Here is a 25,720-nt window from a genome sequence, read left to right as displayed (position 1 = left end):
GACGAATTTGAGCCCCATCCGCGTAGGCCTCCTGGGCATAGGCACGGTGGGCAGCGGCACCTACAACGTGCTCCAGCGCAACCAGGAAGAAATCCGCCGCCGTGCCGGCCGGGGCATTGAAATCACCATGGTCGCCGACCTCGACGTGGCGCGCGCCAAGGCGGCCGTCGGCGCGGGTGTGCAGGTGGTGGACGACGCGCGCAAGGTCGTGGCCAGCCCCGACGTCGACATCGTGATCGAGCTCATAGGCGGCTATGGCATCGCCAAACAACTGGTGCTGGAAGCCATTGAGGCCGGCAAGCACGTGGTCACCGCCAACAAGGCGCTGCTGGCCGTGCACGGCACCGAGATTTTCGCGGCGGCCCACCGCAAGGGCGTGATGGTGGCGTTTGAGGCGGCCGTCGCCGGCGGCATCCCCATTATCAAGGCGCTGCGCGAGGGCCTCACGGCCAACAGCATCCAGTGGATCGCCGGCATCATCAACGGCACCACCAACTTCATCCTGTCCGAGATGCGCGACAAGGGCCTGGACTTCGACGCGGTGCTCAAGGAAGCACAGCGCCTGGGCTACGCCGAGGCCGATCCCACCTTCGACATCGAGGGTGTGGACGCCGGCCACAAGGTCACGCTGATGTCGGCCATCGCCTTCGGCATCCCGGTGCAGTTCGACAAGGCTTACGTCGAGGGCATCACCGGCCTGGCCGCGCAGGACATCCGCTATGCCGAGCAGCTCGGCTACCGCATCAAGCTGCTGGGCATCACCAAGCGCGCCGCCAACGGCATCGAGCTGCGCGTGCACCCCAGCCTGGTGCCGGCCAAGCGCCTGATCGCCAACGTGGAAGGCGCGATGAATGCCGTGGTGGTGCAGGGCGACGCCGTCGGCACCACGCTGTACTACGGCAAGGGTGCGGGCAGCGAGCCGACCGCCAGCGCCGTGATCGCCGACCTGGTGGACATCGCCCGCCTGCACACGGCCGATCCCGAGCACCGCGTGCCGCACCTGGCCTTCCAGCCGGACGCCATGAGCGACCTGCCCGTGGTGCCCATGGCCGAGGTCGTCACCAGCTACTACCTGCGCCTGAAAGTCGCCGACGAGGCCGGCGTGCTGGCCAAGGTCACCGGCATCCTGGCCGGCGCGGGCATCAGCATAGACGCCATGCTGCAGCGTGAAGCCGATGAAGTGGGTGGCGAGGGTTCCACCCACACCGACCTCATCATCCTCACGCACGACTGCGTGGAAGCCAAGATGAACAGCGCCCTGGCGCAAATGCAGGGGCTGCCCACGGTGCTGGCGCCCATCACGCGCATCCGCAAGGAGGAGCTGGCCTGATGCTGTACATCTCCACCCGCGGCCACGCCGACCGCAAGCGCTTTTGCGAAATCCTGCTCGAGGGCCTGGCGCCGGACGGCGGCCTGTATCTGCCCGAAAGCTATCCGCAGGTTAACGAGGCAACCCTGGCCAAATGGCGCGGCCTGGCTTATGCCGACCTGGCCTTCGAAATCCTCTCGCTGTATGTCGACGACATTCCCGCTGTCGATCTCCAGGCAATCTGCCGCAAGACCTACACCGAAGAGGTGTTCGGCACAAAAGCCATCGTCCCGCTGAAGAAGCTCGAGGGCGGCCTCTACCTCGAAGCCCTGTCCAACGGCCCTACGCTGGCCTTCAAGGACATGGCCATGCAACTGCTGGGCAACCTCTTTGAGTACGAGCTGGCGCGGCGCGGCGAAGAGCTCAACATCCTGGGCGCCACCAGCGGCGACACCGGCAGCGCGGCCGAATACGCCATGCGCGGCAAAAAAGGCGTGCGCGTCTTCATGACCTCGCCGAACGGCCGCATGAGCCCCTTCCAGCAGGCGCAGATGTTCAGCCTGCAGGACGAGAACATCCACAATATCGCGATCGAAGGCGTGTTCGACGACTGCCAGGACATCGTCAAGGCCGTGTCCAACGACCTGGCCTTCAAGCGCCAGTACAAGATAGGTACGGTCAACTCCATCAACTGGGCGCGCCTGATGGCGCAGGTGGTGTACTACTTCGCCGGCTACTTTCAAGCGACCCGTTCGAACGCGGAGAAGGTCGACTTCACCGTCCCTTCCGGCAACTTCGGCAATGTCTGCGCCGGCCATGTGGCCCGCATGATGGGCCTGCCCATAGGCAAGCTGGTGGTGGCCACCAACGAAAACGACGTGCTCGACGAGTTCTTCCGCACCGGCGTCTACCGTGTGCGCAGCAGTGCCGACACGCATGAGACCTCCAGCCCCTCCATGGACATTTCCAAGGCCTCGAACTTCGAGCGCTTTGTGTTCGACCTGTTGGGCCGCGATGGCGCCAAGACCAGGGCCTTGTTCCACGACCAGCTCGGCAGCCAGGGCCGTTTTGACCTCAGCGCCGAGCCGGCTTTCAAGGCCGCCGCGCAGCGCTACGGCTTTGTCAGCGGCAAGAGCATCCATGCCGACCGCCTCGCGACGATTCGCGACACCCACAAGCGCTTCGCCACCACCATAGACACGCACACTGCCGATGGCGTGAAGGTGGCGCGCGAGCAGCTCCAGCCCGGTGTGCCCATGGTCGTGCTGGAGACCGCGCTACCCATCAAGTTCGCGGCCACGATTGAAGAAGCGCTGGGCCATGCACCCGAGCGGCCCGCCAAGTTCGAAGGCATTGAAGAGCTGCCCAAGCGCGTCAAGGTGCTGCCCGCCGATGCGGCCGTGATCAAGCGCTACATCGCCGACCATGTGCATTGATCCGGGCCGCAGCCCCGCCTGGAAAGCCCGGCCATGAACGTCGTCGGCTTCGCCGGCTACTCCGGTTCGGGCAAGACCACGCTGGTCGAAAAGCTGATCCCCGCACTCAAGGCGCGCGGCCTGCGCGTGTCGGTGGTCAAGCATGCCCACCATAAATTCGACATCGACCACCCCGGCAAGGACACCTTCCGCCACCGCGTGGCCGGCGCCTTCGAGGTGGTGGTGGCTTCGCAGAACCGGCTGGCGCTGATGCGCGAGTTTGAAAAACCGGCCGAGATGTCGGTGCACCAACTGATCGCCGAGCTCTACGGCGGTGTGGACTGGGTGCTGGTCGAAGGCTTCAAGAGCAGCGACCTGCTCAAGATCGAGGTCTGGCGCGGCCCCTCGGCCGACTATGCCGGCAAACCCTGTCTCTACATGGATGACGACTTCATCGTCGCCATCGCCACCGACGCCCCCGGCCAGTTGCCTCAGGCAACCTTGCGCCCTGTGCTGGATTTGAACGACGGCGATGCCGTGGCCGAGTACCTGGTCAACAATCAGGAACGCTTTGCCTATTCCTTCGAAGACCGCTTCGGCTAGGCCTGGGTAAAGGTCAGCTCCAAGCCAGCCAACTTTGTTCTGTTCATGCCCTTGTTCCGGACACCCCGACCATGAGTTCTGCTTCCACCACCACGCCCGCCAGCCCCGCGCCCCAGCCCGGCCGCGCGCCCCTGAAGCCGCTGGATCAGGCGCTGGCCGAATTGCTGGCCCGCGCGGCGCCCTTGGCCGGCGCTGAGGCGGTCTCCACTTTTGACGCGGACGGCCGTGTGCTGGCGCAGGACCTGCTCTCCAGCCTCGACGTGCCGGCGCACGACAACAGCTCCATGGACGGTTATGCCGTGCGCGCTTCCGACTGGGTTGAGGGCGCCGTGCTGCGGGTCGGCCAGCGCATCCCGGCCGGCAGCAGCGGCCATGCGCTGGCGCCGGCCTCGGCGGCGCGCATCTTCACCGGCGCGCCCATTCCGCCCGGCGCCGATGCCGTGGTCATGCAGGAAGACTGCGAGGCTGTGGATGAGGGCGTGCGCATCAAGGCCCAACCCCAGCCCGGCCAATGGATCCGCCGCCGCGGCGAGGACGTCGCCGCTGGCGCCGTGGTGCTGCGCCGCGGTGAACGCCTGACACCCGCCTCGCTGGGCCTGGCCGCCAGCATAGGCTTTGACAAACTGCAGGTCGCGCCCCGCGTGCGTGTGGCCCTGTTCTCGACTGGCGATGAGCTCGTAATGCCCGGCGAGGTCGCGCCGGCCGACATGAAGCCCGGCGCCATCTACAACTCCAACCGTTTCTTTTTGCGCGCCTTGCTGTTGCGCCTGGGCTGCACGGTGACCGACCTCGGCATCGTGCCCGACCGGCTGGACGCCACCATCGCCGCGCTCAAGGGCGCGAGCCAGGCGCACGACCTGATACTCACCAGCGGCGGCGTGTCGGTCGGCGAGGAAGACCACATCAAGCCGGCCGTGCAGGCGCTGGGCGAACTCGCCCTCTGGCAGATCGCGATGAAGCCGGGCAAGCCCTTTGCCTACGGCAAACTCGGCGGCGCGCATTTCATCGGCCTGCCGGGTAACCCCGTGTCCAGCTTTGTGACCTTTCTGGTGCTGGTGCGTCCCTTCCTGCTCAAGCTGCAGGGCGCGGCCGAGGTGGCCCCCAGCCCCATCGCATTGCCCGCGCATTTCGACTGGCCCAAGGCCGACAAGCGCCGCGAGTTCTTGCGCGCCAGGCGCAATACCGCCGGCGGGCTGGAGCTGTTCGGCAACCAGAGCTCGGGCGTGCTGACCTCGGCCGTCTGGGGCGATGGCGTGATCGACAACCCGGCCGGCCAGGCGATTGCCCATGGCGACATGGTGCAGTTCATCCCGTTTTCGGCGCTGATGGCCTGACGCGCCACATCAAGGCCTTCCCATGAAAGTCACCGTCAAATACTTTGCCTCCATCCGCGAAGCCATAGGGCAGGGCAGCGAGCTGCGCGACACCCGCGCCACCACGCTGGCGGCCCTGCGCGACGAACTGCTCGCGGCCACGCCCGCGCATGCCGCCAGCCTGGCGCGCGGCAGGTCGGTGCGCATGGCGCTCAACCAGGTGATGTGCGATGAAACGGCCGCCCTCAGTGAAGGCTGCGAAGTCGCTTTCTTTCCGCCCGTGACCGGCGGCTGAGCCCGCCCCTTCAGGCGGCCAGCAGCGCGTCCAGCCCCTGCAGGCGCTCGGCCAGTTCGGTGGAGGCTCGTGTCATCGGGCTGCGCAGCTCATTGCGAAGCAGGCCTTGCCCGGCCAGGACGGCCTTGAGCGGTCCGGGGTTGGGCTCGGCGAACAGGCCTTCAATCAGCGGCTGCAGCGGTGCCCACAAGGCCTCGGCCCCCGCCAGGTCGCCTGCCTGGATGCGCCGCAGCACTTGCACAAAACGTTCCGTGTGCAGATGGGCTGCCGCCGCAATCGCGCCCCGGCCGCCCTGCGAAGCAGTCGCGAAAATATTCACATCCTCGCCCGCCAGCACCTGCAAGCGCCCATCGGCAATCAGCGCCCGCGTTTTCGCCGGGTCGCCGCCGCAGTCCTTGAGCGCCTGTATGCGCGGGTGGCCGGCCAGCGCCAGGATCGTTTCAAGCTCCATGCGGCTGCCCGTGCGATAGGGAATGTCATAGAGGATCACCGGCACGGCGCTCACGTCGGCCAGGGCGGTGAACCATTCGATCAGCCCGGCCTGCGAAGGCCGGATGTAGCTGGGCGCGGGCAGCAGGATGCCGGCCAGGCCCAGTGTGCCCAGAGCCTTGATGCGCGCCGCCATCTTGCCCAGGTGGTAGCCCGACAGGCCCATGACCACCGGCAGGCCGGGGGCTTGCGCCATCACGGTCTGCAGTGTTGCCAGCTGCTCGTCCTCGTCCAGCGCGGCGGCTTCGCCGGTGGAGCCGCAGACCACCAGTCCGGCGATGCCGCTGCCGCGATAGTGCGCGACCAGGCGCTTTAAGGCGCCGTGGTCGACTTTGCCCTGGTCAAACGGGGTGACAAGAGGGATCCAGAGACCCGAAAAATCGGTGTTGGCCTGATCGGCGCTGAGCGCTGTTTGCATGAAGACACATCCCAAAAAACTGACCGGCTTGAAAGGCCGTCGTCAGAACAAGAGAAGGTGCCCGCAAAAGACTAAGAGTAATAACCGGCGGTTCCATCGCTCATTCGACGACGGAACCGCAGCCCCGGTCAAATGAGCAACGGTTTTTTCGATTTGCTGGCGCACAGCCCAAGGCCGCGGGCGCTGTCGTGCGTCCGGGTGGCGAAGGGGCGGGTGGGGCCAGTCATGCGGCAAATCTTACCGTAGGCGGCTGCTTTGAGGGTGGGCGAGTGGCAAAATTGCCACTATGGCTTCACCGCGCGTCCTGATCACCACCGATGACTTCAACCTCGCCGACGAGGTGGCCGCACTGCGTGCCGGCGACAAGCGGGTGGGCGCTGTCTGCACCTTCACAGGCACGGTCCGTGACCGCAATGACGGCCTGAGCGTCAGCAGCATGGAGCTGGAGCACTACCCCGGCATGACCGAAAAAGCCATAGAGGCCATGATCGACGAGGCCATGGCGCGCTTTGACATCTTCGGCGCGCGCGTGATCCACCGCGTCGGCCTGCTGCAGCCGCTGGACCAGGTGGTGATGGTGGCCGTGACCTCGGCGCACCGCGGCGAAAGCTTCAAGGCCTGCGAGTTCCTGATGGACTACCTCAAGACCCAGGCGCCGTTCTGGAAAAAAGAACAAACGCCCGAGGGTGCGCGCTGGGTCGATGCGCGCGTTGCCGACGACGCGGCGCTGGCCAAATGGGGCATCACGGCATCCAACGCCTGATGTTCAGTAGCTGACCGGGTCCCGGTACACCGCTTCGTCGTGAATCGCCCAGTAGGCCTCATACAGCCGCGTCGTGATGGGGCCGGGAAACTGCGGCAGGGGTACGCCATCAAGCTTTGCAATCGGCAAAATGCCGCCACCGGTCGAAGTTAAAAACACTTCGTCGGCACTGCGCAGCAGCGCGGCGGGTACCGGCGCTGCCCTCAGCGGGATGTCCAGGCGCCCGCACAGCTCCATCGCGGTGCGCCGCGAAATCCCCTCAAGCACGCCCTGGTCGGCCGTGTACACGATGCCATCCTTGGCCATGAACACGTTGAAGCCCGGGCCTTCGGTGATGTTGCCGGCAGCGTCCACCACGCAACTGGTATCGCGCCCACGGTCGTAGGCGTCGAACATGGACTGCACCATGTCCATCCAGTGGTAGTTCTTGACGGTCGGGTCCACCGAGGCCGCCGGAATGCGTTGGCGGTCGCTGATGTGCAGGTCCAGCCCGGCCAGTTGCTTTTCTCGCGAGGCGATCCAGACATAGGGCAGGGCATAGGCGTAAAACCGGTTCTGCGCCAGGCGCGGGTCGCGCGCGCCGCGCGGCGGCACACCGCGGGTGCAGACCATGGCAACGTAGGCGTCCTGCAGGCCGCCGGCGCGCACGCAGGCGTGCAGGATGTCCCGCAGCTCACTGCGGCTGTAGGGGATGGCCAGGTGCATCTTTTCCATGCTGGCGAAAAAGCGCTCGATATGGTCGCCGAGCCGGAAAAAAGCGCCTTGCCAGGTGCTGGCCACGTCGTAGGTCACGTCCGAACGGGTGAAACCCCAGTCAAACAGGGAAATCTTGGCTTCCGACAGGGGCACGAATTCGCCTTCGACAAAGGCGCAACCGCCCTCGAATTCACCGGTTTTGACATCACGCATGGCGGTTTTCCTTAGTTAACTTGGAATGGGAGAGGAGCTTGCGAATTAATTGTACGAAGTTCAATATTAATTGAACGCTTTTCAATAAACCATAAAATGGCGCATTATTTCTGCTTCTGGAAACCGCCTTGCCCACCAAACCGCCTCCACCCCGTCGCGCCGGGCGTCCGCGCAAAACCGGCGACGCGGCAGGCGGCGCGGCACTGAGCCGCGAGTCCATCCTGCAAGCCGCGCTGGCCCTGATAGACCGCCAGGGCCCGCAGGCCTTCAACATCCGCGAACTGGCCCAGGCGCTCAAGGTGTTTCCGTCGGCGATTTACTGGTATGTGCCCAGCCGCAATGAACTGATTTCCGGAGCGGTGGCGCTGGCCATGAACGGCGTGGCCGACGACCTGGTCACGGGCCGCTGGCAGGCGCGCCTGGCCGCCTTGCTGCGGCGCTACCGCGAGGTGCTCAGGCGCCACCCCAGGCTGGCTCCCCTGGTGGCCAGTGAACTGATCTACAACGCGACCTTTGACGCCACCATGCTGGACCACCTGGTGCAATTGCTCGAAGACGCCGGTTTTGCCGGCGCCGACCTGGTCGATGCCTACAACGTGGTGTTTGCTGCCATGTGCGGTTTCGCGACCATGGAGCTGTCCACCGCGCCGGCCGAAGACGCCCAGGCCTGGGAAAGCGCCTGCCGCGCCCAGATCGCCCGCGTCGACGCGGCTCGCCAGCCCGCGCTTGCGCGGCATCTGGACGCAATGCAGAACCGGGCGTTTGTGTTGCGCTGGTCCAGTGGCGACGGTCAACCGCTGGACAGCGGCTTTGAGGCCTGGGTCGATGTGATCGTGCGCGGCGTCGAGTCGCGGGCCAGAGCCTTGCGCACCACGGCGAAAGCTTCAAGGCCCGCGAGTTCCTGATGGACTACCTCAAGACCCAGGCGCCGTTTTGGAAAAAAGAACAAACGCCCGAGGGTGCGCGCTGGGTCGATGCGCGCGTTGCCGGCGACGCGGCGCTGGCCAGAGGGGGAATTTTGACCAATAACGCGTAAGCTACGCGATCTTTTAATTGCGAAGGGGAGGCATTCGATGTTTCGTCGTTACAGCGTTTTTTCACTGTTTATCTGCTTTATTGGCTTGACCGGTTGTGCAAGCAACATCACACGACAAACGCCCGATGTGCAGACCAGGCGGGTTAGCAGCGCCGAGGTCGTCTGGGTTAATCCCGGTGCTATACCCATGGCCGTCACCACCTCTTCTTATGGCCTCTACTCCTCACCGCCCGCTCCAAATATTGGATACGCCACGAAGGAGGTCGGAGAATTGTTGACTGAAATCCGGTCGCAAATGAGTACCCAAATTGAAACAGCCCTGAAAGAAGGCGGTGCGATACGCGGCGACGATGCGCAAATTCACATCCGGGTCACTGGGACACACCACACCATCACGGGTCCAGGAGCCGTTTTGGTTGTTTCTGTTCATTTCAAGGAATCACCGCCAGGCGCGAAGCCATGGTCCGTTGAAATTAAGGGCGGCACACCCATCGGCAGTGACAACAAAAGCGTAGCAAGCAAGTTTGCGAGAACGGCTGTTGAGGAGTTGGCCGCAGCAGGAATTATTAAGGCAAAGCCGCAATAATTTCGGCCGCTTGGCTTGTCAATTCAGGTAGCGGGGCTTTTCCGCCTGTTCCAACGGCTCCTCGGCATCGGTTGCCGCTTCAAGGCTTGCCGTCTGAGGTGACTTGAGCCACTGGGATTTTTTGAGGCACTTGTTCAGGAGCTGCAACAAACCTTGAGCAAGCTGGGTGCTGATGGCGATCCGCACATGGCGCCCCGGCTCCGGCCCTTTTTCGGTGAAGTCCAGCTGCAGCTTGCCGGATTTCAGCAAGGCCATCTTGACTTCCGTCACCAGCAGCGGTTCCTTGCCCAGCGGCAGCGCGGCATCCTTGGCCTGGTAGGGCGTCTTGAAATCGCCGGCATAGGTCTGGGCTTCTTTTTTGAAGTTCTCCACCATGCGCTGGCGCTGGACGTCCTGCGGCGCCGCCGGGTCAATACCCTCAGCCTGCCGGGCCAGTTGGTCGGCGGCGGTCCGGGTCAGGACCGGCATCAGGGAGAGTGTCATGCGGCGGGTCAGCCACAGGCGCAATTCCTCGCTGTCATGGCTGCTGATGCGCACCAGGAGCCTGTCCTGCTCCTGGTGGTAGGTCACTGAGACCTGGTGGATGTTCATGGGGCGATTTTAGGGGCGGCGGGAAAATGCTTGAAAACCGGCCCCGGCTCCCCAGATACTGTGCAACACCCATCCGGATGGGCTTGGAGCCAGGCCTGCCGGAATCCACGGAGCCCTATTCATGCGACAAGACAAACTCACGACCAAATTCCAGGAAGCCCTGAGCGACGCGCAATCCCTCGCGCTGGGCAATGACAACGGCTACATCGAGCCGGTTCACCTGCTGGCTGCCATGCTGCGCCAGGACGACGGCCCGCGCGCGCTGCTGGAAAGGGCCGGCGTCAACGTGGGCGGCCTCACGCAGGCCGCCGACGCCGCCGTCAAAAAACTGCCCCAGGTGCAGGGCCAGGACCAGATCCAGGTCGGCTCCGAGCTCGCCAAGCTGCTGCAGGCCACTGAAAAAGAAGCCATCAAACGCAATGACCAGTTCATCGCCGGTGAACTCTTTTTGCTGGCCGTGGCCGACAGCAAGAGCGACGTGGGCCGCCTGGCCAAAGAGAACGGCCTGACCCGCAAGGCACTCGAAGCGGCGATTGACGCGGTGCGCGGCGGCCAGGGCGTGAACAGCGCCGACGCCGAAGGCCAGCGCGAAGCCCTCAAGAAATACTGCATGGACCTGACCGAGCGCGCCCGCCTGGGCAAGCTGGACCCGGTCATAGGCCGCGATGATGAAATCCGCCGCGCCATCCAGGTGCTGCAGCGCCGCACCAAAAACAACCCCGTGCTGATCGGCGAGCCCGGCGTCGGCAAGACCGCCATCGTCGAAGGCCTGGCCCAGCGCATCGTGGCCGGCGAAGTGCCCGACTCCCTCAAGGGCAAGCGTGTGCTCTCGCTTGACATGGCCGCGCTGCTGGCCGGCGCCAAGTTTCGCGGCGAGTTTGAAGAGCGCCTGAAATCCGTGCTCAATGAACTGGCCAAGGACGAAGGCCAGACCATCGTCTTTATCGACGAGCTGCACACCATGGTGGGCGCCGGCAAGGCCGAAGGCGCGATGGACGCCGGCAATATGCTCAAACCGGCGCTGGCGCGCGGCGAACTGCACTGCGTGGGCGCCACCACGCTGGACGAATACCGCAAGTACATCGAAAAAGACGCCGCCCTGGAGCGCCGCTTCCAAAAAATCCTGGTGGGCGAGCCCACGGTGGAGGCCACCATCGCCATCCTGCGCGGCCTGCAGGAAAAATACGAAGCGCACCACGGCGTGCAGATCACCGACCCGGCCATCGTGGCCGCGGCCGAACTGAGCCACCGTTACATCACCGACCGCTTCCTGCCCGACAAGGCCATCGACCTGATCGACGAAGCCGCCGCCAAGATCAAGATCGAGATGGACTCCAAGCCCGAGGTCATGGACAGGCTGGACCGCCGCCTGATCCAGCTGCAGATCGAGCGCGAAGCCGTGCGCCGCGAAAAAGACGAAGCCTCGCAAAAACGCTTCGAGCTCATCGAAGAGGAAATCGCCAAGCTGCAAAAAGAGATCTCCGACCTCGATGAAATCTGGCAAGCCGAAAAAGCCCAGGCACTGGGCTCCAAGGACGTCATGGAGGAAATCGACCGGATCCGCTTCCAGATCGAGGAGTTCACCCGCAAGGGCGACTTCAACAAGGTCGCCGAGCTGCAATACGGCAAGCTGCCTGAGCTTGAAAAGCGCCTCAAGGAAGCGCAGGACAGCGAAGCCAGCAAGGGCAAGTCCAACGCGCCCACGCTGCTGCGCACCCAGGTCGGCGCCGAAGAGATCGCCGAGGTTGTGGCGCGCGCCACCGGCATCCCGGTCAGCAAACTGATGCAGGGCGAGCGCGACAAGCTGCTGCAGATGGAAGGCAAGCTGCATGAGCGCGTGGTCGGCCAGGACGAAGCCATCAGCGCGGTGGCCAACGCCATACGCCGCTCGCGCTCGGGCCTGAGCGACCCGAACCGCCCGACCGGCTCCTTCCTGTTCCTGGGCCCCACGGGCGTGGGCAAGACCGAGCTGTGCAAGGCGCTGGCCGGCTTCCTGTTCGACAGCGAAGACCACCTGGTGCGCGTCGACATGAGCGAATTCATGGAAAAGCATTCGGTGGCCCGCTTGATAGGCGCGCCCCCGGGTTATGTGGGCTATGAGGAGGGCGGCTACCTGACCGAGGCCGTGCGCCGCAAGCCCTATAGCGTGCTGCTGCTCGACGAGGTCGAAAAAGCCCACCCCGACGTGTTCAATGTGCTGCTGCAGGTGCTGGACGACGGGCGTCTCACGGACGGGCAGGGCCGCACGGTGGACTTCAAGAATACCGTGATCGTCATGACCAGCAACATCGGCTCGCCCATCATCCAGTCCATGGTCGGCAAGCCGACGGAAGAGATCAAGGAAGCGGTGACCGATGAGCTCAAGAACTATTTCCGGCCCGAGTTCCTGAACCGGATTGACGAGACCGTGGTGTTCCACGCGCTGGATGCGAAGAACATCGAGTCCATCGCCCGGATACAGCTCAAGGTGCTGATCGCCCGGCTGCGGAAGATGGACCTCACGCTGGATGTGTCGGAAGCGGCAATCGCCGAGCTTGCCAAGGTCGGCTTCGACCCGGTGTTCGGCGCCAGGCCGCTCAAGCGCGCCATCCAGCAGCGCATCGAGAACCCGCTGAGCAAGCTGCTGCTCGAAGGGCGCTTCTCGCCCAAGAGCACGATACCGGTGGACGTGGACCCTATCCGCGAGCCGGGCGTGTTCAGGTTTGAATCGACGGTTCACTAGAGGCCTGTTGACAGGCTCCGGGCCACCGTTTTCATGGTGAGCCTCACAGCCCGCTCCGGCTCCCGTCGGGGCGGGTTTTTTTACGGCTGTGCCATGGGGAAATGCTGGAATCGTCCTACAGCAGCACTGCCGCGCGCGTCCTACCATGGGCTTCTGCCCATCGGATACGCCATGCCCAATCGCCTTGCCCGCGCCGCGCTGCGCACCGCCTGCCTGGCGGCAGGCATGGCTGTTGCCCCGCAGGCCGGTGCCCAGGCCCCTGGCACCCCGGACCCGGGCGTGCGCACCCTGCGGCCGGTGACCATCAGTGCCAAGGCCAACAGCGACCCGGTCGAGAAGTCCTACCGGAAAATGATTCGTGGCATGGACCTCTTTGAGCGCGAAAAAAGCCTGGCGCCCAATGCCTCGCTGCGCTTCAAGCTGCTGCCGCGGCGGCGCGAGACCGACATGAATGCGATTGCCATGGAGGTCATTGGCACGACCGTGGACTTTCCCGTGGCCATCGCGCCCGACCAGACTTTCAGCCTGCCGCGGGATACCAAGGCTTTTGCCGAGGATGCGCAGGTCATTCCCAACCGCAAGGCGCAAAGCATGACCTGGCGCACAGAGATCCGCACGCCGGGCCTGCCGCCGGGCACGCGGCGCCTGGGTGATTTACGGCTGGAGTGCAGGGTGGGCATGGAGGCCGGCCTGGTCTCGCGCAGCGGCGGTGTGGTGGATCGGATTGCCGGCGCCGTGTTCGACACGCCGGCTTATTGCGACAAGAAGGTGCCGCTCTACCTGTTCTTTTCCGAGCGGCCGCTGTTCAGCGTCACGCTGACGGCCGGCGCGCGCCGGGAAGTCTTGCCCCTGGTCATGCTGTACGCCGCCGCGAGCGACGACCCCAAGCTGGACAAGGACCTGCCCGACTGCGACTGCGAAGTGCTGGTGGACCGCACCTATTTCCTGCCGCTGGGCGACCGCAGCTGGCCCGACGACACGCTGGTCGAGTTTGACTACATGGAGGGCGGGTGATGGCACCGGGCAAGCTGCTGGCCTGCATCAGCCTGGTGCTGGCGGGCTGCGCGGCCACGCCTGAGGAAACACGCCCGCCTTTCCGCGACAGCCAGCTGTCCATGCAGGGGGCGCAGGCCCTGTTGGTCCCGGGCACCAGCACCAAGGCCGATGTCGCTGCCGCACTGGGCCCCGCCACCGTGGTCCGCTTTGACAGCGGCTATGAGGTCTGGGCTTACCGGGAGAAGCCCCCCAAAAGCGAAACACCGGGTGCCGAGTTCGTGGTCCTGTTCACGCCGGCAGGCGTCGTGCAGAAAACCCGGATACGGCCCCGCTACGAGGTGCCAGCCAAGTAGCCGGCTCAGTCGCCCAGGCCCACAAAGATGTTCTGCACGTCATCGTTGGCATCGACGGCCGCCAGGAAGGCCTCGACCTCTTCGAGTTCGGCGGCGCTCAGGCTGGCTGGGCTGATGGGGTTTTTGGCCTTGTAGCCCAGCTTGGCCGACAGCACGGTAAAGCCTTGCGCAGGCAGGGCGCGGCTCACGATGTCCAGGTCGGCGTGGTCGGTCAGGAAGGTCGTCGTGCCTTCTTCATGGCCCGGCTCAAAGTCCTGGGCGCCCGCTTCAATCGCGGCGAGTTCGGGGTCGGCGCCGGCCACTTGCGGCTCGGCTTCAATCATGCCGACGTGGTCGAAGTCCCAGGAGACCGAGCCCGAGGTGCCCAGGTGCCCCTTGCGGAACAGCACGCGGATTTCCGAGGCCGTGCGGTTGAGGTTGTCGGTCAGGCATTCGACCATGAGGGGCACGCGGTGCGGCGCGAAGCCTTCATAGATCACGTGCTCGAAATGCACGGTGTCGCCGGTCAGGCCGGCGCCTTTCTTGATGGCCCGCTCCAGGGTGTCCTTGGGCATGGAGACCTTGCGGGCCTGCTCCACCACCAGGCGCAGGCGCGCGTTCGAGGCCGGGTCCGCGCCGTTGCGCGCCGCCACCATGATTTCCTTGGCCAGTTTGCCGAACAAGCGGCCCCTGGCGTTCGCGGCCAGTTCCTTGCCTTTTGCTTTCCACTGCGCGCCCATGTCTGTTCTTCCTTGCTGTTGTTGTATCCGGGGGGCCCTGCGGCAAAGCGTCAATCACGCGCCGCGCGACCCGGGGGTCTCCGGTTATACACCCATACGGCGCGACCGGGACAGTAGGACGGCACCGACGCGAATTTCAGTCGCTTTCCGCCTGAACGCCGGCGGCGCGGCGCCTAAGTTGGACCCCTGTCAACATGGAAAGGAGCTGACATGCCAAGAGGTGACAAATCGGCCTATACCGACAAACAACAGCGCAAGGCGGAACACATCGAGGAAGGCTACAGGGACCGCGGCGTCGGCAAGGAAGAGGCCGAGCGGCGCGCCTGGGCCACGGTGAACAAGGAAACTGGCGGCGGCAAAAAATCCGGCTCGGGCCGCGGCAAGGCGGAAAACCATGCGCCTTCGCGCAAGGGCGGGCGGCTAGGCGGCGCGGCGGCTGCGTCACGCCCCGCGGCCGAGCGCTCGGCCTCTGCCAAAAAGGCCGCGGCGACGCGCAAGCGGAACGCCGCTTCGAAATAAGGCTAGCTGGTTTACTTGACCGGGATCACGGTGCCGGCCGGCACCGGAACGGCCGTGACGCTGTTTTGCGGCGAGCCTTCAATGACGCGGTCCGAATAGGTCAGGTAGACCAGCGTGTTGCGTTTGGTGTCTATCATGCGCACCACGCGCAGCCGCTTGAAGACCAGCGAGATGCGCTCGCTGAACATCTCTTCCTGCTTGTCCAGCGGCTTGTCGCCAAAGCTGATGACGCCGGTCTGCCGGCAGGCGATGGAGGCTTCGGCCTTGTCCTCGGCCAGGCCGAACGCGCCCTTGAGGCCGCCGGTCTTGGCGCGCGACACATAGCAAGTGACGCCGGCGACCTTGGGATCGTCATAGGCGTCGACCACGATCTTGTGGTCCGGGCCTATGAACTTGAACACGGTGTCCACCGCGCCGATTTCCTCGCCGCCCGCGCCGCCGCAGGCGGACAGGAGCAGCAGCAGGCTTAGCGTGCTGAAGGCGGGGCGCAGGCGCCGTAGGTATTGGGTGCTCATGGAATATCCCTCCTGGTATGTGTTGGATGCCGTGGGCTCGCGCGGCCCGGGTTTCTAATGTACAAAACCCGCGCGCCGTGCAAACCGCCCCTGTGCAAGAAGGGCAAGCAAATGTCAGCTCAAGGCTTTAAAAGCTCAAAAAAGCCGCTGGCCAGGCGCTCGCCATTGACCATGATGTCCACCTCATGGCGGCCCGCATGGTGCACGCGGGTCGTGAAGTCGCGCACCACCTGGCTGCGCGAAAGCTGCAGGCTCTGGCCCGGCGCCAGGTCCAGTTCCTTGAGCTTGAAGACCTTGGCCGAACTGCTGCCGGCCTTTTTGACGTAGTGGATCGCGTAGTCCACCACCAGGCGCTGGCTCCGGCGCGAGGTGGACTGCAGCGTGAACGACAGCTCCAGGCGCTCGCCCAGGCTGAGTTTTTTTGGGCTGACGGAAAAGCCGCTGATGCTGACGGCCGCTTTTTTGCCGGCGCCTATCACGCCCAGCGCCTGTTTGTCGCCCTGTTTGATCAACGTGCGCAACGCATGCCGCGCGATCCACGCGGTGTGCGGGTTCTCCAGCGGCCAGCCTTTCAGGCGCCCCAGCACCCACGCCGGGTGCAGCTTGGTGATGTCGTTGAGGTGGTTGGCCACCGACTTGCGCACATAGAGGCTGCCGTCGGCCTTGAGCGCTTCCAGGATGGGCGCGGCCAGCTCAGGGTCGGCCATCAAGGCATCCAGCCGGAAAGACCAGGGCAGGCGAGGGCGGCTGCCTTCGCTGGCCAGGCGCCGCACATGCTCGCTCTTGTCCTTGGCCCAGGTCTTCATCACGGCCAGCGTGCGCCCAGGGTCCTGGCGGATGAATTCGCGAATTGCGAACTCCGAGCTGCCGAAGGTGGTGAAAAATTTGAGCGCCTCCATGGAGGTGTCAAAGTCCTCGCGCCCGTACAGGCCCACATAGTCCGGCAGCACCAGGGTCACAAAGCCGCTGTTGATGCGCGGCGCGAGCTTGCGCAGGATGGCGATGCTCTTGCGGTAGTCGGCGGGCAGCGTGGCGTGCAGGCATTCGCTGGTGCGCCGCAGGCGCTGCATCAGCGACAGCGCGTCCAGCCCGGGCAGCGCCAGCGCCAGGAATTGCTTGCTGTCAAAACGCGGGTAGACCGCCGCGGTCTCCGCCGCGATGTGGCGATAACGCGCGGGATCGAAGATGTTTTTCAGGGCGGGTGCGGCGGTGTCGGGCATGGCGACCGATTCTGCCATCGCACGCTTTTTTCCAGGCTGCTTATTGCAAAGCGGTCCGTGGGTCGAAGGTCTTGAACGCCTCGGCCATGTCTTCATAGGCCTTTTTGGCGGCCTTGCTGCCGGCCGGCGGCTGCGCCAGTTGCAGCACAAAGTAGAAGTCGCCCGCTGGCTTGCCCGGCAGGCCCCGGCCCTTGAGCCTGAGCTTGCTGCCCGGCGACGAACCCGCCGGGATGGTGACTTCGACCCAGCCCGTGGGCGTGGGTGCCTCGACCTGCGCCCCCAGGGCGGCCTCCCAGGGCGCCACGGGCAGAGTCATGGAGACGTCGCGGCCCTCGGCGCGGTAGAGCTTGTGCGGCAGGAATTCCACCTCCAGGTAGAGGTCGCCGGCGCCGCTCTTGCCGGTGCCGGGCGCGCCCTGGCCGGCCAGGCGGATTTGCTGGCCGGCGCGTATACCCTTGGGGATGGTGAATTCAATGCTGCGCGCCTGGCCGCGCTTGCCGGGCACGCTGAGCTGCAGCGTGCGGGTGGCGCCCTGGTAGGCGTCCTCGAGGGTGATCTGTATCTTCGCGTGCTGGTCCTCGCCGCCCGTGTCGAAACCACCGAAGCCGCCGCCGCCCAGGTCGGCACCCATGCCGCGGAAGATGGCGTCAAAAAAGTCGCTGTGGTCAAAGCCCCCGGCCTCGCCGAAAAATCCGCGGCCTTCGGCTTGCTCGCGGGCCTGCCAGCCCGGCGGCGGCCGGAACTCCTGCCCGGCCTGCCAGTTGGCGCCCAGCCTGTCGTAGGCGGCGCGTTTTTCGGGGTCGCGCAGCACCTCGTAGGCTTCGGCAATTTCCTTGAAGCGCGCCTCGGCGTTTTTTTCCTTGCTGACGTCGGGGTGGTATTTGCGCGCCAGCTTGCGATGGGCTTTTTTGAGCTCATCGGGCGTGGCATCGCGCGCCACGCCCATGATCTTGTAATAGTCCTTGTATTCCATGAAATACCTTTGCCAGGATGGGTTTAGCTGGCGGCCGCCCTGTCGGGCAGCCGCCGTCAACCTCATAAATGGGGACGGCAGCCCCAGGGTCAACCCGCAGTCGCGCTGGAGTTGCGCCCCTACTGCGCGGGCCCGGCGCTCCCTATCATGGCCGGATGATTTCCAGCACCCCCCGGACACCGCTTCGTACCCTGTTTGACGCCCAGCACCAGACCAGCCGCGCACAGGCCGAGGTACCGCTGGCGCTGCGCCGGGACCGCCTGCTGCGCATACGCGCCTTGCTGGACCAGCACGGCGCCGAACTGGCGCAAGCCGTCAATGCCGACTTCGGCGTGCGCTCGCCCCAGCTCACTGAAATCGCCGACATTTTTGTGCTGCGCTCGCTGCTGTCCAGCACGCTCAGGCAACTGCCCCGCTGGATGAAGCCCGTCAAGGTGCGCACGCCGCTATACCTGCAGCCCGCACGCGCCTATTTGCAGCGCCAGCCGCTGGGCGTGGTGGGCGTGATCTCGCCGTGGAACTATCCGGTGCAGCTTTCGCTGGGCCCGGTCATCACGGCGCTGGCCGCGGGCAACCGCGTGATGCTCAAGCCCAGCGAACTGACGCCGCGCACCTCGGAACTGCTGGCGACGCTGCTGGGGCAATCCTTTGCGCCCGACGAGCTTTGCGTGGTGCAGGGCGACGGCCAGCTGGCCGCCGAATTCGCCGGCCTGCCGTTTGACCACCTGTTTTTCACCGGTTCTACCGCCGTGGGCCGCAAGGTGGCCGAGGCCGCCGCCGCCAACCTGACGCCGACCACGCTGGAGCTGGGCGGCAAGTCCCCCTGCATCATCGATGCCTCCTGCGACATCGACAAGGCCGCCATCAAGATCGCGCACGGCAAGCTGCTCAACGCCGGCCAGACCTGCATCGCGCCCGACTACGTGCTGCTGCCCCGGGGCAGCGAAACCGCGTTTGGCGAGGCCTTTGCCCGCGCCGTGGCGACGCTGTTTCCCACCATCATCGGCAACCCCGACTACGCGGCCATCATCAGCCCGCGCCACCTGGAGCGGCTGCAGGCGCTGCTGGCGCAGGCCGAAGGCGAGGGCGCGCGCCTGCAGGCCGTCCAGCCCGACACCGCAGGTATGGCTGGCGTGGCTGCGGCTTCGCGGCAGATGGCGCCGGTGCTGGTGTTTGACCTGCCGGCCGGCTCGAAACTGCTCAGCGAGGAAATCTTCGGCCCCATACTGCCGGTGATTCCCTACACGGCCATCGACGAGGCGATCCGCTACGTCAACGCCAGGCCGCGGCCGCTGGCCCTGTACTGGTTCGGCACCGACACCGGCTCGCGCGACCATGTGCTGGCGCGCACCGTGAGCGGCGGCGTCACGGTGAACGACACGCTGATGCACATCGCCCATGAAAACCTGCCCTTTGGCGGCGTCGGCGACAGCGGCTGGGGTGCCTACCACGGCGAAACCGGCTTCCTGCGCCTCTCGCAGCAAAAACCGGTGATGCTGCAATCGAAGTGGGCGCGCGGGGATTTGTTTTACCCGCCTTATGGCAAGCGGTTTGAGCAGGTGATGGGCTTGCTCAAGCGCCTGATCTAGCGCTGGGCCGTCAAGGCGCCGTCCCGAACACCTGCGTCCAATAAATCCCCTGGCTGCTCTGCCTGTTCACCACAAAGGCGGCGCCCATTTCGCTGAAAGCCGGCGACATGATGTTGGCGCAGTGGCCGGGACTGTTCATCCAGCCGCGCATGGCCGCATCGGCGCTCAGCTGGCCGGCGGCGATGTTTTCGCCGATGGCCTCCCAGGCGTAGCCGGCGCGCGTGGCCCGGCCGTCCACCGTGCTGCCGTCGCGGCCGGTGTGGCTGAAGTAGCCGTGGCGCGCCATGTCGCCCGCATGGGCGCTTGCAATGCCGCTCAGCGTGGGGTTGAGCCGCAGCGGCGGCGCCGGCGCGAATGCCTTGTCGCCGCAGCGCTGCGGCCGGGAGCGCGCTTCGTTGACCAGTGCCAGCACCCGCGCCTGCACCTCTTCGGCCTGCGCTGCGGCCGGCGGCGAAAAGGGCGCGGCTAGCACGACCCAGGTTTGGGTGCCGCGCTGGTGGAAACCGGCCTCCAGCAGTTCAGCGTGCAGGGCGGCGCCGCAAGAGCCGCCCAGCGCCTTGGGCGCCAGGGCCGCGGCCCCGCTGGCGCCGCGCACCGTGATCTGCAGGGTACTGACGGCGCGGTAGTCCACGGTTTGGAGCGCGCTGTCGAGCTTGCGGCCGTCCGCGATCAGGGAGGCGGCGCGCGACAGCGCGGCATTTTCACGCAGCGGGGCGGCCGGGCGGCTGCCTTTTCCGCAGCCTTGCTGGCGCAAGGCGTTCAGCGCGCGCAGCAGCGCCGGGTGGCTTTGTGCCGCGGATTGCGCTTGCGCCGGGCCGGTGGCGGCCAGCAAAAAGGCCAGCGCCGCGCAGCCGGCGGCGCGCGGCCATCCGATTTGCGCTTTCGCCAGCCCGCTCAAGATATGCATGCACCCATGATAGCCAGCCGTGCAGCGCGCGCGGCACGGGCTCCCGGCATAGTCACGGCGAGCCGATACGATAATTTCGACGAATCCGAACCCTTTTGGCATCGGCGGGCCTCTTTGTCAGCATTCACCACAGCCAAGGAGTTCCTGATGTTTTTCCTGCAACGAAATCTTCCCGCCTGGGAGCGGGCCCTGCGTCTGGGCGGCGCGCTGCTGCTGGCCTGCGCCGGCCTGCTGTGGCTGCCGGCCGGCTGGCCCATGGCGCTTGCCCTGGCCGGCGCGGCGGGGCTGGGCCTGACGGGTATTGCCGGCTTTTGCCCCGCTTGCGCGCTTGTCGGCCGCAAGCCCGTGGCCAAAGGTAAACCATGAAAGCCAGCGCCCAACTCGTGGATGCCGCGCGCGGCGGCGACACCCAGGCCATCGCCCAGTTGCTCACGCAGTGCCAGCCCGACCTCAAACGTTTTGCGCGCCGCACCTGTTCCAGCGCCGAGGATGCCGAAGACGCGGTGCAGGCCGCGCTGTGGCAGCTTTACCGCAAGATAGGCGCGCTGCGCACCGCGGCGACCTTTGCCGTCTGGCTGTTTCGCATCGTCGAGCGCGAATGCTTTCGCCTGTTTCGCGGCCGCAAGGGTGCGCAGGGCCAGGAGGGCGTCGATGTGGAGGCCGTCGCGGCGCAGGCGCTGCCGCTGGACTTGCGGCTGGATTTGAGCCGCGCCATCGCCGCCTTACCCGAAGCCTGGCGGGAGGTGCTGATCCTGCGTGACGTCGATGAGCTCACGGCGCCCGAGGTGGCGCAGCAACTGGGCCTGGGCGTGGAGGCGGTCAAGAGCCGGCTGCACCGGGCGCGCGCCATGGTGCGGGAGCGCCTGATGGCCAGCGGCTACTGGAACAAGGATGGCGGTATCGACGGCCTGCGATGAGCACCGGCTACCGGTCGTCCTCGGAACCCCCACCGGCGGTCGAAAGCATGGGGTAGCAGCCTTGGCACCCCCGTAGAATGGCCCCCAAAATAACCTGGAGGGGTGGTCATGCCTTTTGTCGGATTGGGATTGCATTTTTTTGTGGCGGTGTTCTTCGCCGTTCACGCCCTGCGCAGCGGCCAGCAGCTGTACTGGCTGATCATCCTGTTCTCCTTCCCCCTGCTGGGCAGCATTGTCTACTTCCTGGCGGTCTACCTGCCGGACTCGCGGCTCGAACGCGGCGCGCGCAAGGTGGTGGCCGCCGCCGCGAAGACACTCAATCCCACGCGCGAACTCAAGGAGGCGCATGCCGCCTTCGACTACACGCCGACCGCGCAGAACCAGATGCGGCTGGCCGCCGCGCTGCTGGAAGCCGGCCAGCCCCTGGAGGCCGCGCAGAGCTACGACGCCTGCCTCAAGGGCCCGTTCGCGTCCGACCTGGAGATCAGGCTGGGCGCGTCGCGCGCCTATTTCGCCTGCGAACGTTATGCCGAGGCGATTACCCACCTGGAGTTCATCCGAAAGACCGACGCCGGCTTCCGCGCGGAACAGGTTTCGCTGTTGCTGGCGCAGGCGCTGGCCGGCGCCGGCAGGGGCGTGGACGCCAGGGTGGAATTCGAATCCGCGGTGGAGCGTTTCGGCAGTTTCGAAAGCCGCGCCGAATACGCCATCTGGGCCGCGACCACCGGCGACACCGCCACCAGCGCGCGCCTGCAAATTGAACTGCAGCGCTCCATGGACCGCTGGAACCGGCACACCCGGGAGCTCAACAAGCCCTTGCTGCGCCGGCTGAATGCGGCATTTGACCGCCGCTGAAGACCACGTGCCCGGGCCTTGTCGCTGACCGGCATCGAATGCGCCTGGGCCGCCCCTCATTCAAAGTCCGCCTGCTGGTGATGCTGGCGGCGGTACCCTTGATCACCTGGTTCGCGGTCAAGCCCGTGCGGGTGGTCGCGCCAACTCTGGCGGGCGTGAGCTGCCTGAACGCGTCGGTCTGCGTCGACGACCCCACCCGGCTGGTAGAGGCCGCCGGCCTGTACGCGGAGGCCGTGGCTTTTGTGCCGGAACTGCTGGGTCCCTTCAAAGGCAAACCCCGCGTGATTTTTTGCGCGACGCAAGCCTGTGCCGACGCGTTTGGCCTGGGTGCGCGCGCGGCGGTCACCGTGGGCACGCTGGGCACAGTGATAGGCCCGCGCGCCTGGGAGTCTTTTTTTGTGCGCCACGAACTGATCCACCATGCGCAGGCTGAGCGTATCGGCACCTTGCGCCTGCTGTTCAAGCCCCAATGGTTTGTGGAGGGCATGGCCTATGCGCTGAGCCAGGACCCGCGGCAGCCGCTGACCGAGCCTTTTGAAAGCCAGCGCAGGCGTTTCCTGGCCTGGTATGGCGCCGTCGGCAAGCAGGGCCTGTGGCAGGCGGCCCGGGAGCTTTAGGCCCGCTGCACCTATTTCTGGAAATGGCTGGGCGGCTGTCCCATCGCCGCCTTGAACATCGCGGTGAAGGCGCTGTCGCTGGCATAACCACTGGCCGCCGCCACGGCGCTGACCGACAGCCCGCGCGTGAGCAGGGGCAGGGCGTGGGCCAGGATGGCCTGCTGGCGCCATTGCTGGTAGCTCAGGCCCAGCTCGTCGCGGAACAGCCGGGCCACGGTGCGCTCGCTGGCGCCGGTGTCCGCCGCCCATTCGGCCAGCGTGGCCCGCTCGGACGGCGCGCGCAGCACCGCCTCGCACAGGGCGCGCAGCCGCTTGTCGCCGGTTTGCGGATGCGGCATGGGCACGCCCAGGGCCTGGATGTCGGCATGCGTGAGTTCGTCCAGCACCAGGCCGCTGAGCAGTTGTTCGCGTGATGGCGCCAGTGGGCGTTCGGGTGAGGCCGCGTCGAGTGCACTGATCGATTCGCGCAGCAGTGGCGACACCACCAGCACGCGGCAGCCGCTCCAGCCCTTGGGCGTGGCGCTGGCGTCAATGTAGAGCGTGCGGAATTCGGCGGCCTCCAGCACGGTGATGTGGTGCTGCGCGCCGGGCGCGATCCACACCGCGCGCGAGGGCGGCACGATGTAGGTGATTTCGCCGCCCGCGCCGTCGCTCTCGGCCGTGACCTGCACGACGCCGGTGGCGCAATAGGCCAGCTGGGCCCAGGCGTGGGAATGCGGCTCGAAGTGGGTGTCGGCCGGCATGGAGCGGGCGCGCACGCGCACCGGCCGCTTGGGGCTGGGCGTGAAGCTGTCGGTGTCGCCCACCGGCATCAGGCGAAGAGGGGTGCTACGCGGCATGCTGGATCGTGGTTTCGGTGGCTTGCATGGGTTTGTCTGAAATTCGATGAATCATGGCTATTTGTCGCATTTCAGCAGGCAAGGCCAATACTACGATAGCGCCATGAACACTTCAAGCACCGCGGCCGCGCCCGCCGGCAACGCGATTTCACTCAAGCAGGACGCCAGCGTGATCGGCCTGGTCGGCACCGCCCACCTGATCAGCCATTTCAGCCAGCTGCTGCTGGCGCCGCTGTTTCCCTGGCTGAAGGAAGCCTTTAACGTCAGTTATGCCGAGCTCGGCTTTCTGATGACCCTCTTTTTCGTCACCTCTTGCGCGGTGCAGGCGCTGTCGGGTTTTGTGGTCGACAAATTCGGCCCACGCCCCATCCTCTTCGGTGGCCTCACTTTGCTGGGCCTGGCGGCCTTCGGTTACTCCATCAGCACCAGCTACTGGATGATGGCCGGCTTTGCCGTGATCGCCGGCGTAGGCAACGGCGTCTTCCACCCTGTGGACTACACGCTGCTCAACCGCAAGGTCAGCGCGCCGCGCCTGGGCCATGCCTACAGCGTGCATGGCATCACCGGCAGCCTGGGCTGGGCATTGGCCCCGGCCATGCTGGTACCGCTGACCTTCGCGTTTTCCTGGCGCGTGGCGCTGGCCTGCGCGGGTGTGTTGGCCTTTGCGGTGCTGGCGGTGCTGGTGGCCAACCGTGACAAGCTGACCTTGAGCGTGACGGCGCCGGCCAAGGGCGCGCCGGCGGCCGACAGCTCGCTGGGCTTTTTGAAGATTCCCGCGGTCTGGATGTGTTTTGCCTTTTTCTTCTGGTACGCGATCGTGCTCAGCGTGGTGCAGGCCTTCGCGCCCGAGGCCGCGCGCCACCTGCATGAGGTGCCGCTGCCGCTGGTCGCCATGTGCCTGACTATTTATATGGTGTGCAGCGCCGGCGGCATGGTGTTCGGCGGTTTTCTCGCCTCGGACCCGGCGCGCTGCGAGCGCATCGTGGGCGCGGGTTTTAGCGTGGCGGCGGTGTTCGCGCTGCTGCTGGCCCTGGGCAGCTACCCGGCCTGGGTGGTGCCTGTGCTGTTCGGCGTCATGGGTTTTGCCTCGGGCATCGCCGGGCCCTCGCGCGACCTGCTGGTCAAGCGCTCCACGCCCGAAAATGCCTCGGGCCGCGTCTATGGCGTGGTCTACGCGGGCCTGGACATTGGCCAGGCCGTTTCGCCGCTGGTTTTCGGCGCGATGATGGACCACGGCCAGTACCGCGGTGTGCTGCTGGGCCTGGCGCTGATGCAGGCGGTGCTGATCGCCAGCGCCTTCAATGTGCGCCGCGTGCGCCGCACGGCCCTGCCGGCCGCGGGCCGGCTGCCCACGGCCGTCTAGAAAGCCGGGGCCGGGCCGCGGCTTGTGTGCGCGGCAGCAACGGTTTTTGGGTGGAGTTGCGCGCGCCCGTGGCCTGAAAAGGAGGCCAGGCCTATACTGATTTGCATGACTCTCGACAGGCATGCAACCAAGTTTTCGGCCTGCGCCCTGCTGGCCGCAGGCCTGCTTTTGCCCACATTGGCCGCCGCGCAGATCGCGCCGCTGAAGTACGAATTGACCGGCGACCTGGGCGGCGCCGTTTACGGCACACAAAGCGTGATCCGCAGCAAAGGCAGTGAAACCCGTTTGCTGCCCTACGGTTTTTTTGACTACGGCCGCCTCGCCGTGCGTGTGGACACCCTGAGCCTGAAGACCGTCAAATTCGGCTACGGCTACCTCGAGTTCGCAGGCCGTGTCAGCCAGGACGGCTGGCGTGCCGACACCGCCGCGCTGTCGGGCCTCAAAGACCGCAAGACCCCGATTCCGCTGGGCATAGGCACTTTCCAGGAAACGCCTTACGGCGCCTTGTTCCTGAACGCTTTTGTCGATGCCAACAAGTCGCACGGCAGCCTGCTGGAGGCCACGTACGCGGCGGAGTTCAAGGTGGGAAGCTGGTCCTTCTTTCCGCAGCTGGGGCTGGAATACAGCAACGCCAAATACAACAACTACCTCTATGGCGTCAGCGCAGCGGAGTCCGCCGCCAGCGGCTTCTCGGTCTACAACGCCGGCGCCTCGACCTCCCCGGTGCTGGGGCTGGGCGTGGACGTGCCGCTGGGCGAACCCTGGACGCTGACCATGCAAGTGCGCCGCAAATGGCTGGATTCTTCGGTGCGCAACAGCCCGCTGATCAGCCGCCGCACACAGGACACTGGCTTTATCGCCGTGTCTTACCGCTTTAGATAAGCGGGCT

At 65.8% G+C, this 25,720-nt stretch carries 28 protein-coding genes and 1 pseudogene; 20 read left to right on the top strand and 9 right to left on the bottom strand.

Annotated features, from left to right (window positions below):
- The first annotated feature begins 7 nt into the window (after positions 1-7).
- The 5 genes from BLQ85_RS04880 to BLQ85_RS04860 all read left to right on the top strand — a co-directional run bounded on the left by BLQ85_RS04880 (position 8) and on the right by BLQ85_RS04860 (position 4,935).
- Positions 8-1,330 (top strand): homoserine dehydrogenase, encoded by a 1,323-nt coding sequence (locus BLQ85_RS04880; protein WP_074575822.1) that lies wholly within the window; start codon positions 8-10, stop codon positions 1,328-1,330.
- Positions 1,330-2,745, top strand: a complete 1,416-nt coding sequence (gene thrC / locus BLQ85_RS04875) for a threonine synthase (RefSeq protein ID WP_074575245.1) — start codon at positions 1,330-1,332, stop codon at positions 2,743-2,745. Before BLQ85_RS04880 ends, thrC begins: the two co-directional genes overlap by 1 nt.
- Before the next feature lie 33 nt (positions 2,746-2,778).
- Positions 2,779-3,327, top strand: a complete 549-nt coding sequence (gene mobB, locus BLQ85_RS04870; protein WP_074575244.1) for a molybdopterin-guanine dinucleotide biosynthesis protein B — start codon at positions 2,779-2,781, stop codon at positions 3,325-3,327.
- Between the two features lie 71 nt (positions 3,328-3,398).
- The gene (gene glp / locus BLQ85_RS04865) at positions 3,399-4,661 is read left to right on the top strand and encodes a molybdopterin molybdotransferase MoeA (RefSeq protein WP_074575243.1); all 1,263 of its coding nucleotides are present in this window, start codon (positions 3,399-3,401) and stop codon (positions 4,659-4,661) included.
- Positions 4,662-4,683: 22 nt separating this feature from the next.
- The gene (locus BLQ85_RS04860) at positions 4,684-4,935 is read left to right on the top strand and encodes a MoaD/ThiS family protein (RefSeq protein WP_074575242.1); all 252 of its coding nucleotides are present in this window, start codon (positions 4,684-4,686) and stop codon (positions 4,933-4,935) included.
- Positions 4,936-4,945: 10 nt separating this feature from the next.
- Here BLQ85_RS04860 and dapA read toward each other — a convergent pair whose 3' ends face one another.
- Positions 4,946-5,842 carry a 4-hydroxy-tetrahydrodipicolinate synthase gene (gene dapA / locus BLQ85_RS04855; RefSeq protein WP_074575241.1) on the bottom strand — a complete coding sequence of 299 codons (897 nt, stop codon included), beginning with the start codon at positions 5,840-5,842 and terminating at the stop codon, positions 4,946-4,948.
- Between the two features lie 286 nt (positions 5,843-6,128).
- Between dapA and BLQ85_RS04850 the strand changes: the two genes are divergently transcribed.
- Positions 6,129-6,605 (top strand): molybdenum cofactor biosynthesis protein MoaE, encoded by a 477-nt coding sequence (locus BLQ85_RS04850; RefSeq protein ID WP_074575240.1) that lies wholly within the window; start codon positions 6,129-6,131, stop codon positions 6,603-6,605.
- A 3-nt stretch (positions 6,606-6,608) separates the two neighbouring features.
- On the opposite strand, the gene BLQ85_RS04845 is transcribed toward BLQ85_RS04850, so the two are convergent.
- The gene (locus BLQ85_RS04845) at positions 6,609-7,514 is read right to left on the bottom strand and encodes an aminotransferase class IV (protein WP_074575239.1); all 906 of its coding nucleotides are present in this window, start codon (positions 7,512-7,514) and stop codon (positions 6,609-6,611) included.
- A gap of 128 nt (positions 7,515-7,642) precedes the next feature.
- Here BLQ85_RS04845 and BLQ85_RS04840 point away from each other — a divergent pair, with 128 nt between their 5' ends.
- From BLQ85_RS04840 to BLQ85_RS24140, 3 genes and pseudogenes are all read left to right on the top strand, one after another.
- Positions 7,643-8,419, top strand: a complete 777-nt coding sequence (locus tag BLQ85_RS04840; protein ID WP_074575238.1) for a TetR/AcrR family transcriptional regulator — start codon at positions 7,643-7,645, stop codon at positions 8,417-8,419.
- A pseudogene (locus tag BLQ85_RS04835) lies at positions 8,380-8,550 on the top strand (molybdenum cofactor biosynthesis protein MoaE); the annotation flags it as partial. The gene BLQ85_RS04840 and the pseudogene BLQ85_RS04835, both read left to right, overlap by 40 nt.
- 37 nt (positions 8,551-8,587) lie before the next feature.
- A complete protein-coding gene (locus tag BLQ85_RS24140; protein ID WP_139200895.1) occupies positions 8,588-9,136 on the top strand; it encodes a hypothetical protein in 549 nt (182 codons plus the stop codon).
- An 18-nt stretch (positions 9,137-9,154) separates the two neighbouring features.
- Here the strand turns inward: BLQ85_RS24140 and BLQ85_RS04830 are convergent, their stop codons facing one another.
- Positions 9,155-9,727: a hypothetical protein gene (locus BLQ85_RS04830; RefSeq protein WP_074575237.1), complete on the bottom strand. Its 573-nt coding sequence runs from the start codon at positions 9,725-9,727 to the stop codon at positions 9,155-9,157.
- Between the two features lie 121 nt (positions 9,728-9,848).
- On the opposite strand from BLQ85_RS04830, the gene clpB reads away from it, so the two are divergent.
- From clpB to BLQ85_RS04815, 3 genes are all read left to right on the top strand, one after another.
- Positions 9,849-12,449 (top strand): ATP-dependent chaperone ClpB, encoded by a 2,601-nt coding sequence (gene clpB / locus BLQ85_RS04825; protein WP_074575236.1) that lies wholly within the window; start codon positions 9,849-9,851, stop codon positions 12,447-12,449.
- A 171-nt stretch (positions 12,450-12,620) separates the two neighbouring features.
- Positions 12,621-13,463, top strand: coding sequence for a hypothetical protein (locus BLQ85_RS04820; RefSeq protein WP_083336750.1), 843 nt, complete (start codon positions 12,621-12,623; stop codon positions 13,461-13,463).
- Positions 13,463-13,798 carry a hypothetical protein gene (locus BLQ85_RS04815; RefSeq protein WP_074575235.1) on the top strand — a complete coding sequence of 112 codons (336 nt, stop codon included), beginning with the start codon at positions 13,463-13,465 and terminating at the stop codon, positions 13,796-13,798. The genes BLQ85_RS04820 and BLQ85_RS04815 overlap by 1 nt, the downstream gene beginning before the upstream one ends.
- 5 nt (positions 13,799-13,803) lie before the next feature.
- Here BLQ85_RS04815 and BLQ85_RS04810 read toward each other — a convergent pair whose 3' ends face one another.
- Positions 13,804-14,517, bottom strand: coding sequence for a YebC/PmpR family DNA-binding transcriptional regulator (locus BLQ85_RS04810; protein ID WP_074575234.1), 714 nt, complete (start codon positions 14,515-14,517; stop codon positions 13,804-13,806).
- A gap of 210 nt (positions 14,518-14,727) precedes the next feature.
- On the opposite strand from BLQ85_RS04810, the gene BLQ85_RS04805 reads away from it, so the two are divergent.
- Positions 14,728-15,036, top strand: a complete 309-nt coding sequence (locus BLQ85_RS04805; RefSeq protein ID WP_074575233.1) for a plasmid stabilization protein — start codon at positions 14,728-14,730, stop codon at positions 15,034-15,036.
- Positions 15,037-15,047: 11 nt separating this feature from the next.
- Here the strand turns inward: BLQ85_RS04805 and BLQ85_RS04800 are convergent, their stop codons facing one another.
- The 3 genes from BLQ85_RS04800 to BLQ85_RS04790 form a co-directional block, all read right to left on the bottom strand.
- On the bottom strand, positions 15,048-15,551 hold the full coding sequence (locus BLQ85_RS04800) for a CreA family protein (RefSeq protein ID WP_074575232.1): 504 nt from the start codon (positions 15,549-15,551) through the stop codon (positions 15,048-15,050).
- 119 nt (positions 15,552-15,670) lie between these two features.
- Positions 15,671-16,789 (bottom strand): DNA alkylation repair protein, encoded by a 1,119-nt coding sequence (locus tag BLQ85_RS04795; RefSeq protein ID WP_254779714.1) that lies wholly within the window; start codon positions 16,787-16,789, stop codon positions 15,671-15,673.
- Between the two features lie 22 nt (positions 16,790-16,811).
- Entirely contained in the window at positions 16,812-17,744 is a 933-nt protein-coding gene (locus BLQ85_RS04790; RefSeq protein ID WP_074575231.1) for a DnaJ C-terminal domain-containing protein, read from the bottom strand.
- A 155-nt stretch (positions 17,745-17,899) separates the two neighbouring features.
- Here BLQ85_RS04790 and BLQ85_RS04785 point away from each other — a divergent pair, with 155 nt between their 5' ends.
- A complete protein-coding gene (locus BLQ85_RS04785) occupies positions 17,900-19,333 on the top strand; it encodes a coniferyl aldehyde dehydrogenase (protein ID WP_074575230.1) in 1,434 nt (477 codons plus the stop codon).
- 10 nt (positions 19,334-19,343) lie between these two features.
- On the opposite strand, the gene BLQ85_RS04780 is transcribed toward BLQ85_RS04785, so the two are convergent.
- Entirely contained in the window at positions 19,344-20,240 is an 897-nt protein-coding gene (locus BLQ85_RS04780; RefSeq protein ID WP_175456046.1) for a CAP domain-containing protein, read from the bottom strand.
- Between the two features lie 147 nt (positions 20,241-20,387).
- Here BLQ85_RS04780 and BLQ85_RS04775 point away from each other — a divergent pair, with 147 nt between their 5' ends.
- From BLQ85_RS04775 to BLQ85_RS04760, 4 genes are all read left to right on the top strand, one after another.
- Positions 20,388-20,606, top strand: a complete 219-nt coding sequence (locus BLQ85_RS04775; RefSeq protein ID WP_074575229.1) for a YgaP-like transmembrane domain — start codon at positions 20,388-20,390, stop codon at positions 20,604-20,606.
- On the top strand, positions 20,603-21,157 hold the full coding sequence (locus tag BLQ85_RS04770; protein WP_074575228.1) for an RNA polymerase sigma factor: 555 nt from the start codon (positions 20,603-20,605) through the stop codon (positions 21,155-21,157). Before BLQ85_RS04775 ends, BLQ85_RS04770 begins: the two co-directional genes overlap by 4 nt.
- Positions 21,158-21,265: 108 nt before the next feature.
- Positions 21,266-22,012: a hypothetical protein gene (locus BLQ85_RS04765; RefSeq protein ID WP_074575227.1), complete on the top strand. Its 747-nt coding sequence runs from the start codon at positions 21,266-21,268 to the stop codon at positions 22,010-22,012.
- A 38-nt stretch (positions 22,013-22,050) separates the two neighbouring features.
- Positions 22,051-22,629 (top strand): hypothetical protein, encoded by a 579-nt coding sequence (locus BLQ85_RS04760; RefSeq protein WP_074575226.1) that lies wholly within the window; start codon positions 22,051-22,053, stop codon positions 22,627-22,629.
- Positions 22,630-22,640: 11 nt separating this feature from the next.
- Here BLQ85_RS04760 and BLQ85_RS04755 read toward each other — a convergent pair whose 3' ends face one another.
- The gene (locus BLQ85_RS04755; RefSeq protein WP_074575225.1) at positions 22,641-23,468 is read right to left on the bottom strand and encodes an AraC family transcriptional regulator; all 828 of its coding nucleotides are present in this window, start codon (positions 23,466-23,468) and stop codon (positions 22,641-22,643) included.
- A gap of 103 nt (positions 23,469-23,571) precedes the next feature.
- Here BLQ85_RS04755 and BLQ85_RS04750 point away from each other — a divergent pair, with 103 nt between their 5' ends.
- On the top strand, positions 23,572-24,831 hold the full coding sequence (locus tag BLQ85_RS04750) for an MFS transporter (RefSeq protein ID WP_074575818.1): 1,260 nt from the start codon (positions 23,572-23,574) through the stop codon (positions 24,829-24,831).
- Positions 24,832-24,936: 105 nt separating this feature from the next.
- Positions 24,937-25,713 carry a MipA/OmpV family protein gene (locus BLQ85_RS04745; RefSeq protein WP_074575224.1) on the top strand — a complete coding sequence of 259 codons (777 nt, stop codon included), beginning with the start codon at positions 24,937-24,939 and terminating at the stop codon, positions 25,711-25,713.
- Positions 25,714-25,720: the final 7 nt, after the last annotated feature.

It is taken from the genome of Polaromonas sp. JS666, assembly GCF_900103405.1.
Classification (GTDB): domain Bacteria; phylum Pseudomonadota; class Gammaproteobacteria; order Burkholderiales; family Burkholderiaceae_C; genus Polaromonas.
The sequence above is the reverse complement of the archived record's forward strand: the minus strand, read 5'-3'. Positions and strand labels throughout refer to the sequence as shown.